Here is an 18,255-nt window from a genome sequence, read left to right as displayed (position 1 = left end):
CGGTCTTGGAAGCGCCTGCTTACGCACGGCATTAACCCTGGCTACGCGCACCATGCGCACGCGCGTCTGTGATTGCGCCAACGCCCTGGAGTTTCCCATGCTCGACAATTCACTTAACGGCCGCCGCATCCTCGTGGTCGAGGATGATTATTTACTGGCTGAATCTCTCAACGACTTATTGATGGAAGCCGGCGTCAGCGTGGTCGGGCCGGTCGGCAATGTGCCCGACGCCCTGTCGCTAGTCAATTCGGGCCAAGCCATCGATGGCGCGTTGCTGGACGTCAATGTGCGTGGCCAGCCGGTGTTTCCGGTGGCCGATGCCTTGATGGAACGCGGTGTGCCGTTCTCGTTTTGCTCGGGCTACGACCGCTACACCTTGCCGCAGCGCTTCGCGCATCTGTCTTACTGCATGAAGCCGTACAACCCGCGCACGATCACGACGCTGCTGAACAACCAGTCCAAACCAGCCGAGCATCACTGATCGCTGCCCTCCGCGTTTGGTGTCTTTGTGGGTGCGTCAACGGCATGCTGCAGGGCGCGTTCTTCTGCGCCGATTTGATTGAGCAGCTCGACAGCGGACTGATGGGCGCTGCGTAGCGTTTCCAGCGGCTTGGAAGATTCATTGTGCATGGCGTACAGCGCAAAGCCCATCACGTTGAGACGGTTGCGCAACTTGTGCAGCAGGTCGCGCCGCTGCCCCTGCGATGCATCGAGCACTAGGTGTCCTTGTCGCTGAGCCGGTTGTGCAGCGTACGCACGCTGATCCCCAGCTCACGCGCCGCAGCCTTCTTGTTGAAGTGCGTGCGTGCCAGTGTCGCTTCGATCATGGCGTCTTCGGCCTGACGCATGGTCCAGCCAGCCGGAATCAATAACCCGTCCTGATCGGCCTGCGGCACCGTCTGCTCGATATCCGGCGCGCTCAATAGATCTCCATCCGAACGCAGATAAAGATAGCGAATAAACGAGCGCAGTTCGCGCACGTTGCCCGGCCATGTGTGATACGCCAGATAGCGGAGCAACGATTTGGTTGGCAGCTTGCGCTCGCCGTACTGCACGTTGAGCTCGTCGATCACGCGCAGGCCCAGCAGACGCGCATCGCCGCGCCGTTCGCGCAGCGGCGGCACCTGGATCGGGTATTCGTTGAGGCGATAGAACAGATCTTCACGCAGCACAGCGTGCTCGCGCTGCACATGCTGATGCGTGGCAGCCACAACGCGGGCCTCCAACGGGATTTCCTCGTTGCCGCCAACACGCATGAAGCTGCGCGATTCGATCGCCCGCAGCAGATACACCTGCAGGCGCTTGGGCATCTCGCCGATTTCGTCCAGGAACAACGTGCCATCGGCGGCTTGTTCCAGGAACCCGGCATGCCGACGATCGGCACCGGTGAAGCTGCCGCGCTCGTGACCGAACAACTGGCTGGCCAGCAGTTCTTCCGGAATCGCGCCGCAGTTGACCGGCACGAAGCGACCGCGACGGCCGGACACACGGTGGATGGCCCGCGCGACCAGATCCTTACCGGTACCGGTTTCGCCGGTCACCAACACATTCAGATCGGTCGGCGCCACGCGCACGATGTCCTTGCGCAGCATCACAACGCTGTCGCTATTGCCGACGATGCCCAGGTTGCCCTGCTGCGCTTCACGCAGCCCCCCGAGCACCCGCTCCAGACGTTCCGGTTCGAAGGGTTTGGTGAGGAATTCGCTGACGCCAAACTGCTGCGCGCGGCCCTGTGTTTCGTAAGCGTAATCGCCCGACACCACCACAATCTGCGGCGTGTGATCCGGGTCGAGCCGTTCGATGAGATCGAAACCGCTACCGTCGGGCAGACCAACATCCACGACCAGCAGGTCGGGGAAGTTGCTGTCCAGCCAACGGCTGGCTTCGCCAAGGGTGTGGATGCCCTTGGCATGGAAGCCGCTATCGGTGGCTAACTCAACCACCTGATCGCAGAACTCCACGTCGTCGTCGATGATGGCGCAGGAAAGACGGTCCATGAGCGCTTTTGTCCGCAATGACTAAATATGTTCAGTTGAGAATTGTGACAGCGGCGCGAACCCGCGTCTGCGCATCACATCGAGATTGCGTGCTGCTGTCACAACCATATGCGCCGTGCGACGCTCTCCCCCAAATCGAGCTTGCCGCAGTGAATGTGAGCGAAGTACGCACGGCACCGCCGGATTATGCCAGTGCCAAGAGCGCCATGGCCGGGGTCGGTCGCCGCGTCGAAAATGCCGAAACGCCAAAGAGTGCAAGGTTTGCAGCGGCTGCCACGCCAGTCCGAACGCGGACGCCGTTTTGATCGACGCATGGATCAGCTCGCTTGCGCTATTGCATCGCAACACAGGATGTCAGCCGACACCGACGTGAGCAACCCCAGTTCGCGGCGTCGGGCCAACCCGTTCGACGACATGCGCCGAGTTCGCTGGATGACCCACAGCCTACGCGCCGACTGTGGAGACGGTGTGCAGGGCGCGCTCACGATCTTCATTATTCTGCGCGGCGCGTAAGCCGGTCTGCCGTTGAGTTCGCCTGCGCAGTTGGGTGCGGGCATGCCTGGCGAGGTGACATGCCCACCACGCAGCGTGGTCGTACGTAGCGTGCCAAGTCACGCTTTTCGGCGCTGCATGCGCGCCGCCATATGCGCTGCTGGCAGTACCTGATTGATCCTCAAGACCGATGGTCGTATCGGTTGTTGCGCGGCAAGACCGCAGCAGACTTGGAGTATCTCCCTCCTCATTGAGCGCTGTTGCCTCGCGTGGCGTCCAGGCAACGCAGTGTGTTAAGTCGACGAACGCCTGAAATGAAAAGCGCGCGTATTTGCGGGCACTTTTCTGTCTGTTCGCTGGATGGCCTCAGCGTTTTTTCGAACCATCCGGGCGTTCGTAATCATGCTCTGGATCGGCCTTGTTCACTTCCGGATCGTCGTCGGGCATGTCGTGCACCTTCCATTCAACGTCCTCGTTGCGCTGCTCCTGCGGGGTGAATGGCTTTTGCTGATCATCTTCCGGACCCCATGGCTTTTTCGGTTCGCTAACCATGCTGCTCTCCTGCGTCGTCGTTGTGGCACCACGCTAGGCACAGGCGCATTGCATGGTGGTGAACGAAGACACGTGATGGCGTGAAGTGGTGCCTGTCGACAAAGTCGACCGCGCCCACCTGATGGCCGCCCAGCAGGTCTGATGGCTGCGCTACCCGCCGGTCTGCGAATGCGGTGCCTGCACCGGCTTGGACTGCGGCGAATCCTTCTGCCGCAACCAGATGGTCAACACCACCAGGGCAAACACTGCCAGGAATTCGCTCTGCCAGTTCTGCATCGACTCCAACCAGAACGATGCGCTGGTGAAATGGTCGAGCACGGTGATCGGCGGCAGGTCTTTTTGCGCATGCTCCAGCAACGCCAGCCGCCAGCTACCGATAAAGTGGAGCACAAAGCTCATCAGGAACAACGCACCGAAGGCGATCGCCAGCGAATGCTCGTACAAGCGTCGCCATAGACCGCCAGCGCGTACCGGCCAGGGCGTTGCACCGGGTTTGATTTCGGTGGTTTCTTGGTTCGGATCGAGCGGACGCGACTCGGCTGAGCCCACCTGACGCAGTTTCACCGTCAACAACACATACATGCCCATCTGCAGAAACTCGCTCTCCCAGTTCTCGAACAGTGCAGACATGAAGTGCGGGCTGTGCACATACGCAGCCAGCTGCAGCGTCGCCTGACCTTGCTCGGTCAACTCTTCGTTATAAGCATGCAACCCGGCGTAGATCTGGCAACCGATAAAGAACAACGTGAGCGCAAGCAAACACAACGACAGCCCATTGCGGCGGAAGAACATGGTTGAACTCCTGACGATGCCCGCAGTATCGAGCGTGGTCGGCAAAAGCACATGAAGTTTGCGTACCGGACACATCCAATGCACGCAGTGGTATCGCGCATGGCGTGAATACGCGAGCTATTTGCCGGCGCGCAACACACATGCCGCCCACATGGCTTAGCCCGGATGTTTACGTCTGCGTGACCACACTGACGCTCAGACACGTGCCCCTCGCCGCCAGGAGACACCAATGCCCTTGCCTAATTACCCGCGCCCGCCGTTCAAGCCACAGCAGCAGAGCTTCCCCGGCCGGACCGAGAAGATGGACCCGCGCCCGGACCATGGCGAAGACAGCTACGTCGGTCACGGCCAGTTGAAAGGCAAGCGTGCGCTGATCACCGGCGGCGACAGCGGCATCGGCGCTGCGGTGGCAATCGCCTATGCGCGCGAAGGCGCCGATGTGGCGATTGCCTTTCTTCCCGATGAGCAGGTAGACGCGGCCAGAATCGGCGCGCTGATTGAACAGGCCGGCGTCGACGCATTGCTGGTGGGCTGCGACATCAGCGACCCCAGCCAGGCTGCAGCGCTGATCGACAAGGTCGACGGCACGTTCGGTGGTCTGGATATCCTGGTCAACAACGCCGGCTATCAGAAGTATTTCCAGAGCTTCGAAGACATCACTCTGGATGAGTGGCGCAAGACCTTCGACACCAACGTGCATGCGGTGTTCAACCTGGTGCGCTTGTCGGTGCCGTTGATGACCGATGGCGGCTCCATCATCAACACCGCCTCGGTGCAGTCGAAGAAGCCGACTCCGAACATCCTGCCCTACGCGGCCACCAAGGGCGCCCTGGCCAACCTCACCATTGGCCTGGCCGGCGTGTTGGCCGAGAAAAACATTCGCGTCAACGCCGTGCTGCCGGGCCCGATCTGGACGCCGTTCATTCCCTCTGGCATGGACGAAGATTCGGTAGAAAATTTCGGCAGCCAAACGCCGATGGGCCGTCCCGGTCAGCCGGTCGAGCTGGCATCGGCGTACGTCATGCTGGCATCCGATACGGCCAGTTATACGTCGGGCACCTTACTGACGATTTCCGGCGGTGCAGTCACGCTGTAACGCGATATTCAAGGTGTCGCCACGCCCGCGTCACTTGCCCAGTGATGCGGGCTTTTTGTTGCCCGGCACGCTTGATTCAGCCGCATTGCATAGGCAATCGGCGAACGAACGAAAACACACAGAGGCAGTGAGCATCCGGTCAACGTTGTACTCGCGTGGCGCACACTAATCACTGCGTCTGCTCTCACGCCGCGCCACCTAACATAAGTGGCGTTGGACCGTGATGCACGCCCCCTTCTTCTCGCCCAGACCTGCCCGCCATTCGTGCGTGGCACAGATGCTCAGCACTGCTGGCGCGATGACATCACGCAATACGCATCGAAACGTGCGAGGTGGTGCATCCGCGCCATTGGCAGGCTAGCGCATCGGCGCTCCCACAAGGCAGACAACAATGAGAATTTTGGTCACCGGCGGTACCGGCTATATCGGCTCACATACCTGCGTCGAACTGGCGCGACGTGGACACGATGTGTGCATTGTCGATAATTTCAGCAATTCGTCCGAACGCGTGCTCGATCATCTGCAGCATCTGATGGGATTTCGACCGGAATTCCATCGTATGGATGTGCGCGCACCCGAGCTCGCAGAGCTGCTGATCGGCAAACGCATCGATGCGGTGCTGCATTTCGCTGCGCTCAAGGCGGTGGGCGAATCGGTGCGCGAGCCACTGCTGTATTTCAACAACAATGTCACCGGCACGCTGTCGCTGTTGCGTGCAATGCGCATCGCCAAGGTGTCCAACCTGGTGTTCAGTTCGTCGGCCACCGTGTATGGCGACGCCAACATCAGCCCGATCAAGGAAAGCGCGCCGTTGAAGGCGATCAATCCTTACGGGCGCACCAAGCTGATGATGGAAGAAATGATCGGCGATCTGAGCGCGGCCTGGCCTGAGTTCAACGCGGCGCTGCTGCGCTACTTCAATCCGGTCGGTGCGCATCCCAGCGGCTATCTGGGCGAAGACCCGCGCGGGGTGCCCAACAATTTGATGCCGTACATCGCGCAGGTTGCGGTCGGTCGCCGCGATGCCTTGCATGTGTTTGGCGAGGACTACCCCACCGAAGACGGCACCGGTGTGCGCGACTATCTGCATGTGATGGATCTGGCACGCGCGCACGTGGATGCCATCGATTACCTGCAACGCAAACGCAAGGGGCTGGTGGTGAATCTCGGCACCGGGCGCGGCTATAGCGTGCGCGAAGTAGCGGCCGCGTTCGAGCGTGCCAGCGGTTGCCGCATCCCGCTGCACATTGCGCCGCGCCGCGATGGCGATGTGGCAGTGTATTTCGCCAGTACCGCGCTGGCCAATCGGCTGTTGGGCTGGAAAGCCGAATACGACCTGGACCGCATGTGCCGCGACACCTGGCGCTGGCAGTCGATGCACCCGGATGGTTATGCCACCTCGCGCCTGCCCCGGCAGCGCACACCGGCAACCGTACCCGAACGCGAGGTTGCTCGCGAACCGGTTGCACCGGCACGCCGGCTGATGCTGACGGCGGATGGACGGCGCCGCAGCGAACCGGCACGCACGTTGGTGGTCGCCGACCGTCTTTCGCGCGCGTGATACGCGGTCATTCTTTTTTCTCTATTGGGGACATTCCATGAGTTGGGCTGGTCAGTTCCAATACGCTATCGGCAAGACCCGCCGAGCCGTTGCATCCGACAGCGCGCCGCAGTTCGACGCGTCACGGCCCACGCTATTGTGTCTGTCGCATCTGCGCTGGAACTTTGTCTATCAGCGACCGCAGCATCTGATGGCGCGCTTTGCCCGCGATTTCAACGTCCTGTTCTGGGAAGAACCCATTGCCTGCGACGAGCCCGATCCGTGGCTGCAGGTGCGTGGCGAGGAAGGCGGCGCGCATGTCCTGGTGCCGCGTTTGCCGGTCGGGCGCGAAGGCGACGATGCCGTGCAGGTGCAGCGCCGGCTGCTGGACGGCTACCTGGCCGAGCTCGGCGTGAGCGATCTGCTGCTGTGGTATTACACGCCGATGAGCCAGAGCTTCAGTGCGCATCTGCATCCACGCACCATCGTCTACGATTGCATGGATGAGCTGTCGGCCTTCCGCGGTGCGCCGCCCGAACTGGTGCAACGCGAGCGCGAACTGCTGCAGCGTGCCGATGTGGTTTTCACCGGCGGCTACAGCATCTGGGAAGCCAAACGCGCGCTGCATGCCAACGCGCACGCGTTTCCGAGCAGTGTGGACGTGGCGCACTTTGCTGCAGCGCGCGCGCCGCAGCAGGAGCCTGCCGATCAAACCGGCATCGCACATCCGCGACTTGGCTTCTATGGCGTGATCGACGAGCGCTTGGATGTGGAGCTATTGCGCACGATTGCCGTGCAGCGACCGCAGTGGCAGTTCGTGATGATCGGGCCCGTGGTCAAGATCGACTCGGCCGATTTGCCGCAGGCCGACAACATCCATTACCTGGGCAGCAAAACCTACGACGAACTGCCCGGCTATCTCTCTGGCTGGGATGTGGCGTTGATGCCCTTCGCGATGAACGCCTCTACTCGCTTCATCAGCCCGACCAAGACGCCCGAATATCTGGCCGGCGGCTGCCCGGTCGTGTCCACGCCGATCCACGATGTGGTGCGCACCTATGGCGACTCCGGCGTGGTGCGTATTGCCGACACTCCCGATGCCTTTGTGGCCGCTTGCGAGGCCGCGCTGCAGGACGGCGCCGATCGCGAGCGGTTGTTCCACTCCGCCGACCAGGTGCTGGGCGATATGTCCTGGGACCACACCTACGACTTGATGAAGGAGACCCTCTCTTGGATGCAATGACGCTTTCCGGCACTGCGCCGCTCGCCAACACGCGTACGCGCATCAGTACGCGGCGTGGCTTCGATTACCTGATCGTCGGCGCGGGCTTTGCCGGCAGCGTGCTGGCCGAGCGTCTGGCTGCGGGCCTGGGCAAGCGTGTACTGGTGGTCGATCGGCGTCCCCATATCGGTGGCAATGCCTATGACTTTCACGACGATGCCGGTGTGCTGATCCATCGCTATGGCCCGCATATTTTCCACACCAATGCGCAGCGCATCGTAGATTATCTGTCCAACTTCACGCAGTGGCGCCCGTATGAGCACCGCGTGCTCGCGCAGGTGGGCGAGCAGCAGGTGCCGATCCCGATCAACATGACCACATTGAACCGCTTGTACGGCTTGCAGCTCACCACCGAAGAAGAGGCCGCCGCATTTCTGGCCAGCCGTGCCGAGCCGGTGGCCGACATCCAGACCAGCGAAGATGTGGTGATCAACCAGGTGGGTCACGCGCTGTACGAGACCTTCTTCCGCGGCTATACGCGCAAGCAGTGGGGCCTGGATCCATCGCAGCTGGACAAATCGGTCACCTCGCGCGTGCCAACGCGTACCAACGACGACGACCGTTACTTTACCGACACCTTCCAGCAGATGCCGTTGCACGGTTACACGCGCATGTTCGAGCGCATGCTCGATCATCCCAACATCAAGGTGATGCTCAATACCGGCTACCGCGAGATCCGCGACGAGCTGGACTACGACCAGCTGGTCTACAGCGGGCCGGTGGACGAATACTTCGACTATTGCTACGGCAAGCTGCCGTATCGCTCGCTCAAGTTCGAGCACAGCACGCTGGATCAGGAGCACTTCCAGGCGGTGGCCACGGTCAACTATCCGGCCGAAGATGTCGCCTACACGCGCATCACCGAATACAAGCACCTGACCGGTCAGCAACACCCCAAGACCAGCCTCACCCGCGAGTATCCATCGGCCGAAGGCGACCCGTATTATCCGATTCCACGCGCAGAGAACGCCGAGCTGTACCGGCGCTACGAGCGCTTGGCGGCCGAGACGCCCAAGGTCACCTTCCTTGGTCGGCTGGGCACCTACAAGTACTACAACATGGATCAAGTGGTCGGTCAGGCCTTGGCCTTGTACAAGCGCATCGAAGAGGCCGAACAGCAGCGTCGCGCCGAACCGGCGATCTGATCGACAACGCCCCGCCCCTGCAGCAGTCCCGCTGCGGGGCAGTCATTGACGCTCCGCTGCCGACGCGCAGCCGAGCGTGCAGCAGGATGTCAGATGCATACCCCCACAGTGTTCGACAGTTTTTTCATGGCCGGATTCGAGTGTTCGAGCCACCGCCGCCGCGACGGGCGTCGGCTGGACCTGATCGCCGGCACCAAGCACGACCGTTGGGCCGCAAAGGATTACGAGGCGGTGTCCGCGCACGGCTTGCGCACCGTGCGCGATGGCTTGCGTTGGCACCTGATCGAGCAACGCCCCGGGCATTACGATTGGTCCAGCTTTTTACCGATGCTGCATGCCGCCAATACGGCCGGCATGCAGGTGATCTGGGACCTGTGCCATTACGGCTGGCCGGACGATGTGGATATCTGGACGCCGCAATTCGTCGACCGCTTCGCGCGGTTCGCCGCGGCGGCCGCGCAGTGCATCAAGAACGAAACCGACGCGGTGCCATTCTATGCGCCGCTCAACGAGATCTCGTTCTGGGCGTGGAATGGCGGCGATCACGCACACATGCATCCGATGGGGCGCGGGCGCGGCTTCGAGCTCAAGCATCAACTGGTGCGTGCCACCATTGCCGCGATCGATGCAGTGCGGCAGGTCCAGCCGCGCGCGCGTTTCGTGCAGGTGGATCCTGCGATCCATGTGGTGCCCTCCAACGATCGCCCCGGCCCGCGACGCGAAGCCGAACGCTTGCGCCTGGCGCAGTTCGAAGCCTGGGACATGCTGTGCGGAAAACAGTGGCCCGGCCTGGGTGGGGCGCCGCAGTATCTGGACATCATCGGCGTCAATTATTACTCGGACAATCAGTGGTATCTCGGCGGCGCGCCGATCCTGCGCAGCTCTGCCGACCACCGCCCATTCTCGACCATCATGCAGGAGTTCTGGCAGCGCTATCGTCGCCCGATGTTCGTCGCCGAAACCGGTGCCGAAGCCGATCAACGCGGGCCGTGGCTGGAGCACGTCGGCAGCGAAGTCGCGCTGGCGCTGCAGCAAGGCGTGGCGATGGAAGGCATCTGCCTGTATCCGGTGCTGGACTATCCGGGATGGGAAAATTATCGCCATTGTCCGACAGGCCTGTTTGGTTACGCGGATGAACACGGCGAGCGGCCGCTGCATGCCGGCCTGGCCGAACAGTTGCGGCGCGAGCATGACCGCTTCGGCCAGCGCGCACCGCCGTTTGCGCTGGCCGACATCGGCACGTGAAAACCGCCGCACAACCCGATCTCTTGCCGGATACACCGGCACGTTTCCTCTGGCATTACGTCTGCCAACGTCCCTGGCATTTTGGTGGTCTGCTGCTGTTGATCGTTGGCGCCGCCGGCTGCGCGGTTTGCGTGCAATACGGCATGAAGGTACTGGTGGACGCGATGGCCACCGACCGACGCAGCCAAGCCGATGTATGGCTGCCGCTGGGCGTGTTCATCAGCCTGATCGCGATCGAAAACCTGTTGTGGCGGCTTGGCGGCTGGCTGGGTTGCCGCACAGTGGTGGCCAGCGTGGTGGATATCCGCGTGGATCTGTTCCGCCATCTCACCGGCCACCCGATGCGCTATTTCACCGAGCATTTCGGCGGTGCACTGGGCAACCGAATCACCGCGCTCGGCAGCGCTTCCGGGCAGATCTTCGGAGGGTTGGCGTGGAAAATCGTGCCGCCGATCGTGGACTTCATCGGCGCAATCGTGTTGCTGTTGACGGTGGACTGGCGCATGGCGGCCACCCTGGTCGGCTTCATCGGGATTGTGGCGGCCATCATCACCAGCTTCGGCATCCGTGGTCGCGCCAAACATCAGCGCTTTGCCGCACAGGCTGCACGCGTGGGCGGCGAGTTGGTCGATGCGGTGTCCAATGTGTGGACGATCAAGGCGTTTGCCGCGCGCGATCGCGAAAGCGCGCGGCTGGCCGAGCAGATCGGGCACGAGGCGGTCGCACATCGGCGCAGCTGGATGTATGTGGAAAAAGCCCGCGTGATCCACGACATTTGTTTGTCGCTGATGGCCGGCGGCATGTTGATCTGGGCGATCGGCATGTGGCGCGCCAGCGCAGTGAGTGCAGGCGATGTGGTGTTGGTCAGCGCGCTGACTTTCCGCATCCTGCACGGCTCGCGCGATCTGGCGCTGACCCTGCTGGATACCACCCAGCAACTGGGCGCCATCGCCGATACGCTGCATATCATTCTGCAACCGCACGCCATCGTCGATTCGGATGCACCGTTGGCGCTGGCAGAGGGCGATGTGCGTTTCGAACAGGTGCGATTTGCTTATCCCGATCGGGCAGCGGTACTGGACGGATTGAACCTGCATATTCCGGCAGGCCAAAAGGTAGGCATCGTCGGGCCGTCCGGTGCCGGCAAGTCCACCTTGATCGCGCTGATCCAGCGGCTGGACGATGTGGAGTCCGGGCGCGTGCTGATCGACGGGCAAGACATCCGCAGCGTCAGCCAGGACAGCCTGCGCGAGAAGATCGCCGTGGTGCCGCAGGAAACCGCACTGTTCAACCGCAGCATCGGCGACAACATCCGCTATGGCCGGCCGGACGCCAGCGATGCGGAGGTGCACGAAGCAGCTCGCCATGCGTTCTGCGATGGCTTCATTCGACAATTGCCCGAAGGCTATGACACCCAGGTGGGCGAGCGTGGGGTGATGTTGTCCGGTGGCCAGCGGCAACGGCTAGGCATTGCACGCGCATTCCTCAAGGATGCGCCGATCCTGATCCTGGACGAGGCGACCTCGGCGCTGGATACCGAATCGGAAGCGGAAATCCAGGCCGCGCTGGATCATCTGATGCGCGATCGCACGGTGCTTGCGGTGGCCCATCGCCTATCCACCGTGATCGGCTTCGATCGCATCGTGGTGTTGCAGGAAGGCCGCGTGGTGGAAGACGGCGACCCTGCGCAATTGCGCGGCCGCGGCGGCGTCTTCGATGGCTTGTGGCAGCGCCAGGCGGCGGGATTCGAGCAGGCTGCGCCGCAGGGGCTATCACCCGATTGCGATGCATGATGCGCGCTCGATTGCAGCGCTGCACGGTTCGATAAACTGTGCCGACATCAGACTGGATCGATCATCGGCACCAACAAAAACAGGCAGCGCGTGCTACCTGTTTTGGTAATCGACATCTGATGCTCAATGCGGCGGTCGATAGCCGCATAACGCGATGGTCGCGTTGCCCATCTCCTGCACCGCTTTGTTGAGGTCGTCCGCGCAGATCGGCAGTTCGCGCGCCCAGAGCTGCAAATCCCATTCCTGGTTGATTCTCACTTTGTGCATGTCGGTTCATGCATGTCGGTGGGTTGACGATTTACGTTCTGTGGCCCGCCCATGGCGATCTCCGATGCGTTGCCGAGTCTGCAGCCGGTGGAGCAGGTGTCAGTGCGGCTGGCCCTGCTTGGCACGCAAGGCTCTGGCGTGTTCCAGATGCTCGGCGATGGTTTCGCGCGCATGCTGCAGTTCCTTGCCCAGATCGCTGGAGCCCGGCTCGCTGCTCAGCTGCGTATCGAGCAACGCCAGCGCCTGTTCGTGGCTGGTCACGCTGGCTTGCAGATACTGCGATTCGAACTGCTGCCCATGCAGGTCTTCCAAACGCTTGCGCGTGCCTTCCGAGCGCGCGGACGCAGCTTGGCCCAGCGTACCGTTGCGATCCGGGGCGAAACGACTGAGGTCGGTCAGCGCAGCGCTGTGCGCTTCGTCCATCTTGCGTGCGAAGTCGAGCACTTCCCCTTCGACGCCTTTAACCACTGCCAGCTGCGCGAGCGTGCGTTCCTGCTCATTGAACGCCGCCAGCGCACCCAGCGCCTGTTTGCGGTCACGGGCACCACCCACGCTGTCACGCAACGGGTCGCCGTGCGGCGGTATGGCACCGAGGACAGGTGCTTTGTGCATGTCCTGCGGCGCGCCTTGCGCGTTCTGCGTGTCCTCGGCCTGACCCTGCCGACGCTGCCACGCCTTGTAGGCCACATAGCCGACGGCACCGGCGGTCACCATCTTGAAAATTTCCATTCTTGCCTCCTGAGTGATCGTTGCTTAGCGATCGTTGATTGTTGGGTTCACGTGGGCAATGCATGCACCAGTTGCATGCGTTCCAGCGCGTGCAGCCAGAGTGCGAGGGCGTGGGTTATCCAGATGTGACTTGGGCATCAACGCGGCGTCGCCGATCGAGCGCGTCCACACCGTGCGCACGCACCGTACTGACGGGTTTAGAGCGGCTAGCAACATGCGCCCGCCTGCGGCCCTGTTCGGTTTCAGCCATTTGTACGGCGGTTTGTCCGGCGGCTAGACCGAAGTGCATTACGGCAACGCGGCGCTACGTTCGACAAGGGCCTGACCTTCAAGATGGGCCAGACGCATGTGCGAAAACACATACCGCATCTGCTGGAGCGCATCGGTAATGGCGAGCTCAAGCAGACTTCAATCATTTCGCAGCGCATGCCACTGGCCGAGGCAGCGCGCGGCTACGAGGTGTTCGACAAGAAGCTGGAAGATTGCCGCAAGGTGGTGCCGACCCCGTAAGCGTTGGCGTTGGCGTTGGCGATACTAATACGCAGACGGCGCGGTCCTTGGGCGCGCCGTCTGCCTTGATACAACCGCACAGGTTGCTCAGTCCAGCGGTTTGGCCGGTAAGAATGGCGACACAGGATCGCTGGCCGGGAAGGTTTCTTCCACAGCTTCGTCCCGCAGCGTGTCCTGCTTTTTCTTGTCGTTGTGCGCACGGCATGCACCGTGCGGCAACGCAATGCATGGCCAATCACCTAAGAGCATTTAGAAAAATCAAGGTAAGGGGCCGAAGGCAGATGATGGAGCAGGCAAGCCACAGCCACGCCAGATGGAGATCGACACGTCGCTGGAAGCGGATGCGTCGCTTGCAAACGTCGGCCTCGAAAACCACTGCGTCGTGTCGATCGGCGCCCGTCACACAAAACGCCAAGGGAACGCCGGTGCGGTCGACGATCTGGTACCGCTTGCTGCCGAGCTTGCAGCGGTCGGTCCGGTTCGGTCCGGTGTCGTCGTCATTATACCGATGACTTCAAGGTCCAATCCGTCACTCGACAAACGTTGCCAGCGCGCGCCTTAAACGCTCACGGTGGTGTTCGGCAAACCCGCTACGGCTTCGCTATCTGCGCACCGGGTGTGCGATCGATCGATCGATCACAATAATCGATTATCGAAGGCTAAATCGGCAGCACTCCGACTAGATGGAAAGCAAAGGTCATCAGTAGGGCAAATGCGCGAGAGCTGGCGGTGTTAAGCGGATATCCCTGCGCCGCATCAGCTTGACCAGATCCAGCAACGAGCCGTCTTTTTCATCATGAAGCGGAGCGAAAAAATGTGGAGCCCAAAGAGCAGCATTCGTCGGACGCATGCCCAGAGTACCTACCAAAGCCTGCCAGAGCAGCCGACTGGCCAGCCGGCGAGCCCGGGTGGCGCTCCGGCCGGAATGCCGTCGTCGTCAGCGCCCTCTGGCGTCCTCGGCGAACTGACAGCTCGACCGACTAAACTCCGTCGCACCGAGGCATCCGCTGCGCGTTCGGTGCCGGGATTGGGTGCGCTTCTGGCGCCGAACGGCACATCGATACCGTTTCCCTTCGCGCTGCATTACGACGACCTGCCCCCCAACAGTCATGTTCCTCATCCTCAACTTCGGCGCGCGGATGCGCCTGGGCCCCAGGGGACAACAGCGCAGCAGCCTGCTCTTGCAGACGCTGCAGTTGCACACGCCGCAGTTCATGAGGAACGTCAGGCGCCAGATAATCGTCCAGCCTTGTACGGTAGGCTCCGCACGTTCGCCGAGCTAAGCGACGCGATTCGAAACGGGATCTGGTCACCAGGCTCGGAAACACCCTATCGAGCCGATAGGGAACTCATCGTGCAGTTTGTAGACGGTGCCAACAAAGGGGGTGCCAAATTCAGGACCACAAAACAGTACGCCTATTTGTTGATGCGTTTTAGCGGTTGGCTCAGGCAGCAGCAAAAGGGTGGTCTACATCGGGTCTTCAACGACAAAGACGAGCTGAAACGCGATGCCTCGATGTCCCTGAAAAATAATGAGAATAACTCTCTGTTCGCGGCACTGGATCATATCCATGACGCGAAATCCCTCACCCACGGAATGGTAAAGATGCGGGGTTACCGCAACCATAAGGCTCCTGACGCTGATACACAATTCATCGAAAATGCGCATAGTTTTCTTTTCAATGGTTATGGATGTGCGTTGCGCGCCTTCAGTGCATGGCTCCATGCCCAGGGTAAAGAGGGATTATGCGAAACGGGCAGACTGCACTCCCAAACTTTGATGGATGAGGCCAAAGAATTCTCTAGAACGCGCACGGCGGGCAGTGCAAAGTCGGTTAGTGCGCTGCGGAAACTGCGAGACTTCTTAGACTCAACTTCCAAGTGCAACACCCTCATAGCAAGTAAGGTGTTCACATGTCAAAAAGCTATCTCCATCTGAGTGCAGAAGAGCGCGCGGTGCTGCAAATCGAAACACGGCGTGGTCAAAGCTTGCGCTCGATCTCCAGACTTCTGTGCAGAAGCCCATCGACATTGAGCAGGGAGCTGGTCAGGCAGGGCGCCACGAGCTACTGTGCGGCAGATGCGGCCAGGCGTTACAAAGCGCGGCGTCAGCGCAGTGTTCGGCGGCGTAGGCTGACCCCGGGGACGGATTTGTTCCAGCTGGTGCGTGATCATCTTGTGCTGTGGCGCTGGTCGCCCCAGCAGATTGCTGCCAAGCTCTTGATCATGCATCCGGATGATTCTGCCCAGCGCGTCAGCCACGAAACCATCTACGCAACGATCTATGCGCACCCGCGCGGTGGCCTGAAAAAGGAGCTGGTGGAGGCTTTACGCCAGGGCAAGCCTACTCGGGGATTGCGGCGTACGACCGCTGCCAAACGCACCTGGGTGCCGGAGGAACTACGCATCGTGCACCGGCCCGAAGACGTGCGACAGCGCCTGATTCCAGGTCATTGGGAAGGCGATCTGATCAAGGGCGCGTTCAATCGTTCCTGCGTTGGCACGTTGGTGGAGCGCAAGACGCGCTTTGTGGTGCTGTGCCGAATGGACGGCTGCACGGCTGCCGATGCGCTGGAAGGGTTTACCCGCCAGATGAAAAGGCTTCCCGCTTCGATGCGAACGAGCTTGACCTATGATCGCGGGACCGAACTGACGTGTTATGCCGAGCTGATGCAGGGACTGAACATCAATGTGTGGTTTGCCGATCCACACGCGCCTTGGCAGCGCGGAAGCAACGAAAACACCAATGGCCTACTTCGCCAGTTCTTGCCCAAGGGTGCGGATCTGTCCACCGTCAGTCAGGAGTACCTCAATCACATCGCATTACTGATGAACACCCGTCCACGCGAGACGTTGGGATGGAAAACGCCGAGCGAGGCGATGGAGCATGAACTGGCAACTTTCAAATCACGTGTTGCACTTGAATCTTGAGACCACCCTTTTACCGCCCCAGAACGACGGACTCCGTGGAGATAATTGATGGGCGTGAGATCTACGAAGTCGACCACCAATTCAACGAGAAATATGAAAATGATTTGTGTGAGTCCAGCGGTGGGAAAAGATATGCCGAGGGGGGAACCTACGCCAGTGAAATGTCATCCCGTCCGATGCACCAGATGTATCCTTCTAACGAGCAGTTGCCCGACCTGGGAAGCAGAGCCGAACCGGTGGAGCCTTTTTACTCCTCCATGTTTCCACTCACTCATGAGGGTGGTTGGCCGCAGGCGGCTGAAGACGTCTGGATTCCCGATACGCCCGAGCAGGAGGTGACGGGACCTGCGTGTCCAGACCAGCCCGATGCGTCGATTTCCCCCTTTGAATTCGACTGGGAGGGCGCACTGTATCAAACGGATGTTTTGTCGCAAACGCATCAAAGCAATTGGGATCTCGATACATTTTCTCATCAGTTCATGGCGCTTTCGTGGCCAACCCAGCCTGGGGCGTCGAGTTCCAGCTTTGCGTTCGACCCGGGTGCACCGCAGCCAGAAGCTACAGAGCACCAGCACACCAACGCTATGCCGCAAGCGTCGATACCGACCTTTGACCAGAATGACACTGGGCTCAACTGGAACGATGGTGAACGGCATGTTCCCGAATGACTATTGCATCATGGAGTTTACGACCGGCAGATGTTCGTCTCCGCAACGTGGAGTATTGCGTCGCGCTATACCGGGCACGGCCGACACGTGAAACCAGCCGCAACTTTATCTCTCTGCAATCATTAAGGTTGCTGAGCGATTCGCCCTATGCCTGTGGACCCGTTGCATGGCGCATCGTCGATGCAGTGCGCTGACGTCCCCGCCAGGAGCGGCTAACAACCCCCGAGGTGTGGAGATGGGCGCCAGTGACACGCACTGCCGAGGCCACGCCAGCTAGCGGCGTCCAGGCGCCCGGCCCAGGTCTAGCGTCTGGCCTGGACGCAGTTCGGCTAGCAAGACCTGATACAGGCGATGCCACACACGCTGGCTTGCCAATCACGCAACCGGCGCCGGCAGGTCATGCCGCTGCCATCGCCCAGTGTCAGGGGCAGTTCCTGTCGCGCAATGCCGGTCGCAGGACATAGACGATGCCATTGAGGGCGTGCTGTCGGCAGCACGCAATGACCTGACACGCACCTTGAAGACACCCTGCAAGTAGCATCGCACGCACAAACCAGCATGCTTTTCGAAGCGACACCGCATACAAGGGGGACCGGTTCACACCCCGGCATACCCAAGGTGTATGGTGCAGGGGGCGGCCGGAGTCCGGTGTCGCCTCCACTCTCATCTGGCCTTTTCCATCAAGAATCTCTGCGAACGCTGCGACGCCGTCTGTTGCCGGCTCACCGTCATGGTCGACCCATCCGACCGCATCCCTAACCACCTGACCAGCGTGACACCGCAAGGCTGGCACGTGATGGCGCGCGACGAGGAAGGTTGGTGCGTGGCCATCGACGCTGCGCGCATGTGTTGCTCGATCTACGACACGCGGCCGGCGATCTGCCGCCGTTTCGTCATGTCCGGCGCGTATTGCCGCGACGTGCGTGCCACCTACGACGACCAGCGCCGCCGGGGCATTCCCTTGACGCTTTACAACGCATGAGGATTCGCGATGAATAATTCACGCCGCCAGTCGATGACCGTTAGCAACCAGCCAGGCAAACCCCGCTTGTCCGAACAGCGCCTGGCCGCCGACCTTGAAGCATTCCAGCAGTCCGGTGGTGCAATCGAGCGTCTGGGCGATACGCCGTTGCGTCGCGAAAAAAAGCGCGGTGCGCCGGATGCCGCTCCCGTTGCAGCGGCCAAGCCGGCCACCGACGCCGAATAAGCAGCGCAG

Annotated in this window: 21 protein-coding genes and 3 pseudogenes; 14 read left to right on the top strand and 10 right to left on the bottom strand. The window is 61.2% G+C overall.

What is annotated here, in order from left to right:
* Window positions 1-97: 97 nt before the first annotated feature.
* Window positions 98-481 (top strand): response regulator, encoded by a 384-nt coding sequence (locus J5I97_RS02160; RefSeq protein WP_208588725.1) that lies wholly within the window; start codon window positions 98-100, stop codon window positions 479-481.
* Here J5I97_RS02160 and J5I97_RS02155 read toward each other — a convergent pair.
* Window positions 475-717: a hypothetical protein gene (locus J5I97_RS02155; protein ID WP_208588724.1), complete on the bottom strand. Its 243-nt coding sequence runs from the start codon at window positions 715-717 to the stop codon at window positions 475-477. The genes J5I97_RS02160 and J5I97_RS02155 overlap by 7 nt on opposite strands.
* The gene (locus tag J5I97_RS02150) at window positions 717-1,997 is read right to left on the bottom strand and encodes a sigma-54-dependent transcriptional regulator (RefSeq protein ID WP_208588723.1); all 1,281 of its coding nucleotides are present in this window, start codon (window positions 1,995-1,997) and stop codon (window positions 717-719) included. The genes J5I97_RS02155 and J5I97_RS02150 overlap by 1 nt, the downstream gene beginning before the upstream one ends.
* Window positions 1,998-2,348: 351 nt before the next feature.
* Between J5I97_RS02150 and J5I97_RS02145 the strand changes: the two genes are divergently transcribed.
* On the top strand, window positions 2,349-2,510 hold the full coding sequence (locus J5I97_RS02145) for a hypothetical protein (RefSeq protein ID WP_208588722.1): 162 nt from the start codon (window positions 2,349-2,351) through the stop codon (window positions 2,508-2,510).
* 345 nt (window positions 2,511-2,855) lie between these two features.
* On the opposite strand, the gene J5I97_RS02140 is transcribed toward J5I97_RS02145, so the two are convergent.
* Together J5I97_RS02140 and J5I97_RS02135 are read right to left on the bottom strand one after the other, a co-directional pair.
* The gene (locus tag J5I97_RS02140; protein ID WP_208588721.1) at window positions 2,856-3,041 is read right to left on the bottom strand and encodes a hypothetical protein; all 186 of its coding nucleotides are present in this window, start codon (window positions 3,039-3,041) and stop codon (window positions 2,856-2,858) included.
* Window positions 3,042-3,191: 150 nt separating this feature from the next.
* Entirely contained in the window at window positions 3,192-3,833 is a 642-nt protein-coding gene (locus tag J5I97_RS02135) for a DUF6766 family protein (protein WP_208588720.1), read from the bottom strand.
* A 229-nt stretch (window positions 3,834-4,062) separates the two neighbouring features.
* Between J5I97_RS02135 and J5I97_RS02130 the strand changes: the two genes are divergently transcribed.
* From J5I97_RS02130 to J5I97_RS02105, 6 genes are all read left to right on the top strand, one after another.
* Window positions 4,063-4,929, top strand: coding sequence for an SDR family oxidoreductase (locus J5I97_RS02130; RefSeq protein ID WP_208588718.1), 867 nt, complete (start codon window positions 4,063-4,065; stop codon window positions 4,927-4,929).
* Window positions 4,930-5,320: 391 nt separating this feature from the next.
* On the top strand, window positions 5,321-6,490 hold the full coding sequence (gene galE / locus J5I97_RS02125) for a UDP-glucose 4-epimerase GalE (protein ID WP_208588712.1): 1,170 nt from the start codon (window positions 5,321-5,323) through the stop codon (window positions 6,488-6,490).
* Between the two features lie 37 nt (window positions 6,491-6,527).
* On the top strand, window positions 6,528-7,712 hold the full coding sequence (locus J5I97_RS02120) for a glycosyltransferase family 1 protein (protein WP_208588710.1): 1,185 nt from the start codon (window positions 6,528-6,530) through the stop codon (window positions 7,710-7,712).
* Complete coding sequence (gene glf, locus J5I97_RS02115) at window positions 7,709-8,896, top strand: UDP-galactopyranose mutase (protein WP_208591516.1); 1,188 nt, start codon at window positions 7,709-7,711, stop codon at window positions 8,894-8,896. Before J5I97_RS02120 ends, glf begins: the two co-directional genes overlap by 4 nt.
* Before the next feature lie 93 nt (window positions 8,897-8,989).
* Complete coding sequence (locus J5I97_RS02110) at window positions 8,990-10,141, top strand: beta-glucosidase (RefSeq protein WP_208588709.1); 1,152 nt, start codon at window positions 8,990-8,992, stop codon at window positions 10,139-10,141.
* Window positions 10,138-11,934: an ABC transporter ATP-binding protein gene (locus J5I97_RS02105; protein WP_208588708.1), complete on the top strand. Its 1,797-nt coding sequence runs from the start codon at window positions 10,138-10,140 to the stop codon at window positions 11,932-11,934. The genes J5I97_RS02110 and J5I97_RS02105 overlap by 4 nt, the downstream gene beginning before the upstream one ends.
* Before the next feature lie 123 nt (window positions 11,935-12,057).
* Here the strand turns inward: J5I97_RS02105 and J5I97_RS02100 are convergent, their stop codons facing one another.
* Complete coding sequence (locus J5I97_RS02100; protein ID WP_208588707.1) at window positions 12,058-12,201, bottom strand: DUF3606 domain-containing protein; 144 nt, start codon at window positions 12,199-12,201, stop codon at window positions 12,058-12,060.
* A gap of 99 nt (window positions 12,202-12,300) precedes the next feature.
* A complete protein-coding gene (locus J5I97_RS02095) occupies window positions 12,301-12,930 on the bottom strand; it encodes a DUF4142 domain-containing protein (protein ID WP_208588706.1) in 630 nt (209 codons plus the stop codon).
* A 300-nt stretch (window positions 12,931-13,230) separates the two neighbouring features.
* Here J5I97_RS02095 and J5I97_RS02090 point away from each other — a divergent pair.
* A pseudogene (locus J5I97_RS02090) lies at window positions 13,231-13,440 on the top strand (glutathione-dependent formaldehyde dehydrogenase); the annotation flags it as partial.
* 87 nt (window positions 13,441-13,527) lie between these two features.
* Here J5I97_RS02090 and J5I97_RS02085 read toward each other — a convergent pair.
* The 3 genes and pseudogenes from J5I97_RS02085 to J5I97_RS02075 all read right to left on the bottom strand — a co-directional run bounded on the left by J5I97_RS02085 (window position 13,528) and on the right by J5I97_RS02075 (window position 14,290).
* A complete protein-coding gene (locus J5I97_RS02085; RefSeq protein WP_208588705.1) occupies window positions 13,528-13,689 on the bottom strand; it encodes a hypothetical protein in 162 nt (53 codons plus the stop codon).
* Window positions 13,676-13,936, bottom strand: a pseudogene (locus tag J5I97_RS02080) (hypothetical protein); the annotation flags it as partial. The pseudogene J5I97_RS02080 and the gene J5I97_RS02085, both read right to left, overlap by 14 nt.
* Window positions 13,937-14,140: 204 nt before the next feature.
* Window positions 14,141-14,290 (bottom strand): hypothetical protein, encoded by a 150-nt coding sequence (locus tag J5I97_RS02075; RefSeq protein WP_208588704.1) that lies wholly within the window; start codon window positions 14,288-14,290, stop codon window positions 14,141-14,143.
* A gap of 177 nt (window positions 14,291-14,467) precedes the next feature.
* Between J5I97_RS02075 and J5I97_RS02070 the strand changes: the two genes are divergently transcribed.
* The 3 genes from J5I97_RS02070 to J5I97_RS02060 are packed head-to-tail and all read left to right on the top strand — an operon-like array spanning window position 14,468 to window position 17,039.
* Window positions 14,468-15,379, top strand: a complete 912-nt coding sequence (locus J5I97_RS02070) for a hypothetical protein (protein ID WP_208588702.1) — start codon at window positions 14,468-14,470, stop codon at window positions 15,377-15,379.
* Window positions 15,355-16,371, top strand: coding sequence for an IS30 family transposase (locus tag J5I97_RS02065; RefSeq protein WP_208586408.1), 1,017 nt, complete (start codon window positions 15,355-15,357; stop codon window positions 16,369-16,371). The genes J5I97_RS02070 and J5I97_RS02065 overlap by 25 nt, the downstream gene beginning before the upstream one ends.
* 35 nt (window positions 16,372-16,406) lie before the next feature.
* Window positions 16,407-17,039, top strand: coding sequence for a hypothetical protein (locus J5I97_RS02060; protein WP_208588700.1), 633 nt, complete (start codon window positions 16,407-16,409; stop codon window positions 17,037-17,039).
* A gap of 288 nt (window positions 17,040-17,327) precedes the next feature.
* Here the strand turns inward: J5I97_RS02060 and J5I97_RS02055 are convergent.
* Window positions 17,328-17,526 (bottom strand): annotated as a pseudogene (locus tag J5I97_RS02055) (transposase); the annotation flags it as partial.
* 243 nt (window positions 17,527-17,769) lie between these two features.
* Here J5I97_RS02055 and J5I97_RS02050 point away from each other — a divergent pair.
* Together J5I97_RS02050 and J5I97_RS02045 are read left to right on the top strand one after the other, a co-directional pair.
* Complete coding sequence (locus J5I97_RS02050; RefSeq protein ID WP_002804067.1) at window positions 17,770-18,021, top strand: YkgJ family cysteine cluster protein; 252 nt, start codon at window positions 17,770-17,772, stop codon at window positions 18,019-18,021.
* Between the two features lie 9 nt (window positions 18,022-18,030).
* A complete protein-coding gene (locus J5I97_RS02045; protein ID WP_208588697.1) occupies window positions 18,031-18,246 on the top strand; it encodes a hypothetical protein in 216 nt (71 codons plus the stop codon).
* The last annotated feature ends 9 nt before the right edge of the window (window positions 18,247-18,255 follow it).

Source organism: Xanthomonas fragariae, assembly GCF_017603965.1.
GTDB lineage: Bacteria > Pseudomonadota > Gammaproteobacteria > Xanthomonadales > Xanthomonadaceae > Xanthomonas > Xanthomonas fragariae_A.
Note: the sequence above shows the minus strand (reverse complement) of the source record. Positions and strands in the feature narration are given on the sequence as shown.

What these genes read in the sequence shown, in the direction of transcription:
- J5I97_RS02085 (WP_208588705.1), bottom strand. Translation starts at nt 13,689, where the DNA reads ATGCTCTTAGGTGATTGGCCATGCATTGCGTTGCCGCACGGTGCATGC.
- J5I97_RS02130 (WP_208588718.1), top strand. Translation starts at nt 4,063, where the DNA reads ATGCCCTTGCCTAATTACCCGCGCCCGCCGTTCAAGCCACAGCAGCAG.
- J5I97_RS02095 (WP_208588706.1), bottom strand. Translation starts at nt 12,930, where the DNA reads ATGGAAATTTTCAAGATGGTGACCGCCGGTGCCGTCGGCTATGTGGCC.
- J5I97_RS02100 (WP_208588707.1), bottom strand. Translation starts at nt 12,201, where the DNA reads ATGCACAAAGTGAGAATCAACCAGGAATGGGATTTGCAGCTCTGGGCG.
- J5I97_RS02140 (WP_208588721.1), bottom strand. Translation starts at nt 3,041, where the DNA reads ATGGTTAGCGAACCGAAAAAGCCATGGGGTCCGGAAGATGATCAGCAA.
- J5I97_RS02065 (WP_208586408.1), top strand. Translation starts at nt 15,355, where the DNA reads ATGTCAAAAAGCTATCTCCATCTGAGTGCAGAAGAGCGCGCGGTGCTG.
- J5I97_RS02110 (WP_208588709.1), top strand. Translation starts at nt 8,990, where the DNA reads ATGCATACCCCCACAGTGTTCGACAGTTTTTTCATGGCCGGATTCGAG.
- J5I97_RS02045 (WP_208588697.1), top strand. Translation starts at nt 18,031, where the DNA reads ATGAATAATTCACGCCGCCAGTCGATGACCGTTAGCAACCAGCCAGGC.
- J5I97_RS02150 (WP_208588723.1), bottom strand. Translation starts at nt 1,997, where the DNA reads ATGGACCGTCTTTCCTGCGCCATCATCGACGACGACGTGGAGTTCTGC.
- J5I97_RS02135 (WP_208588720.1), bottom strand. Translation starts at nt 3,833, where the DNA reads ATGTTCTTCCGCCGCAATGGGCTGTCGTTGTGTTTGCTTGCGCTCACG.
- J5I97_RS02075 (WP_208588704.1), bottom strand. Translation starts at nt 14,290, where the DNA reads ATGCGTCCGACGAATGCTGCTCTTTGGGCTCCACATTTTTTCGCTCCG.
- J5I97_RS02160 (WP_208588725.1), top strand. Translation starts at nt 98, where the DNA reads ATGCTCGACAATTCACTTAACGGCCGCCGCATCCTCGTGGTCGAGGAT.
- galE (WP_208588712.1), top strand. Translation starts at nt 5,321, where the DNA reads ATGAGAATTTTGGTCACCGGCGGTACCGGCTATATCGGCTCACATACC.
- glf (WP_208591516.1), top strand. Translation starts at nt 7,709, where the DNA reads ATGACGCTTTCCGGCACTGCGCCGCTCGCCAACACGCGTACGCGCATC.
- J5I97_RS02145 (WP_208588722.1), top strand. Translation starts at nt 2,349, where the DNA reads ATGTCAGCCGACACCGACGTGAGCAACCCCAGTTCGCGGCGTCGGGCC.
- J5I97_RS02050 (WP_002804067.1), top strand. Translation starts at nt 17,770, where the DNA reads ATGGTCGACCCATCCGACCGCATCCCTAACCACCTGACCAGCGTGACA.
- J5I97_RS02120 (WP_208588710.1), top strand. Translation starts at nt 6,528, where the DNA reads ATGAGTTGGGCTGGTCAGTTCCAATACGCTATCGGCAAGACCCGCCGA.